Origin of the sequence: Streptomyces pimonensis, from assembly GCF_041380215.1 — a bacterium.
Lineage (GTDB): Bacteria > Actinomycetota > Actinomycetes > Streptomycetales > Streptomycetaceae > Streptomyces > Streptomyces pimonensis.
In genome coordinates, this window is record NZ_JAHWZY010000119.1 from 1 (window position 1) to 1344 (window position 1344).

Consider the following 1344-nt stretch of genomic DNA (forward strand, 5'->3'; position numbering starts at 1 on the left):
CGCCGCGAACGCCTCGACGACACTCGTCGCCGGCCTCACCGAGTCCGCGTCGACGTCGTTCCAGTCGACGAGGATGCGGCGCCGCTCCTCGGCGGTGAGGACCTCGACCGTACCGGCGGTCCGGTGGGGCTCGTCCACGAACGCCCGCAGCACCCGGACGAACCGGTCGGCGAGCACACGGACCTCTTCGTCCCCGAACGCGGCGGGCGCGTACTCGATGCGCAGGGACAGTCCCCGCGCGTGCGGCGCGGCCATCAGCATGAGCCGGTAGTGGGCCGCCTCGCGGGTCTCCGCGCGGGTGAGGGTGAGGGGCGTGCCGGTGAGGGCCGTGGCCTTCTCGTCGACCGGGTAGTTCTCGTAGACCATGGCCGAGTCGAAGAGGTGCGGCAGTCCGGCCAGGCGGTGGATGTCGCTCAGACCCAGGTACTGATGGTCCATCAGCTCCGCCTGCTCGCCCTGGAGCGCGCGCAGCAGTTCCTCGAGCGTCCGGTCCTGGTCCAGCCGCACCCTGACGGGCAGGGTGTTGATGAACAGGCCCGCCATGGTCTCGATGCCGGGCACCTCCGGTGGCCGGCCGGAGACCGTCGTGCCGAAGACCACGTCGTCGCGGCCGGTCAGCCGGGACAGCAGCAGCGCCCAGGCACCCTGGAGGACGGTGTTGACGGTGAGCCCCCGGGACCTGGCCCAGGTGACGAGGCGGGTGTCGAGGCCCTCGGGCAGCGCGGGCTGCACCCGTCCGGGGCGCGCGGCCGACACGGTCCGGTCGGGGGCGGCGGGGGCGACGAGCGTGGGCTCGTCCACTCCGTCCAGGGCCCGGGTCCAGGCGGCGTGCGCCTCGTCACGGTCCTGTGCGGCCAGCCAGCGCAGGTAGTCGCCGTAGGGGGTGACCCGGGGCAGTGCGACCGCCTGCCCCCCGGCCGCGTACAGGGCGAACAGGTCCCGGGCCAGGAGGGGCACCGACCAGCCGTCCAGCAGGATGTGGTGGTGCGTCAGGATCAGCCGGTGACGCTTGTCGCCGAGGCGGAGCAGCGCGGCCCGCAGCAGGGGCGGGCGCGCCGGGTCGAAGCGCTCGGCGAGCTCCGTGTCCGCGATCCGGTCGCTCTGCGCGGCCTGCTCGGTGTCGGGCAGGCCGCTCAGATCGGCTGTCCGCCACGGGAGCGCGGGATCGCGGGCGATCACCTGGACGGGGGTGTCCGTGACGTCGTGGAGGAACGCGGCCCGCAGGTTGGCGTGCCGGGCCAGCAGTGCCGTGCAGGCGGCCCTGAGCTCCTCCCCGTCGAGCGGTCCTTCGAGGTCCAGGCAGAGCTGCGGAGTGTAGACGTCGCTCTCGCCGCCGTCGTAGAC

The 1344-nt window shown here is 73.7% G+C and carries 1 protein-coding gene; it reads right to left on the minus strand.

Annotation, left to right across the window (positions count from 1 at the left end):
- Positions 1-1344 (minus strand): condensation domain-containing protein (locus KYY02_RS33605; protein WP_371244862.1); only part of this gene is annotated, 1344 nt, incomplete at both ends.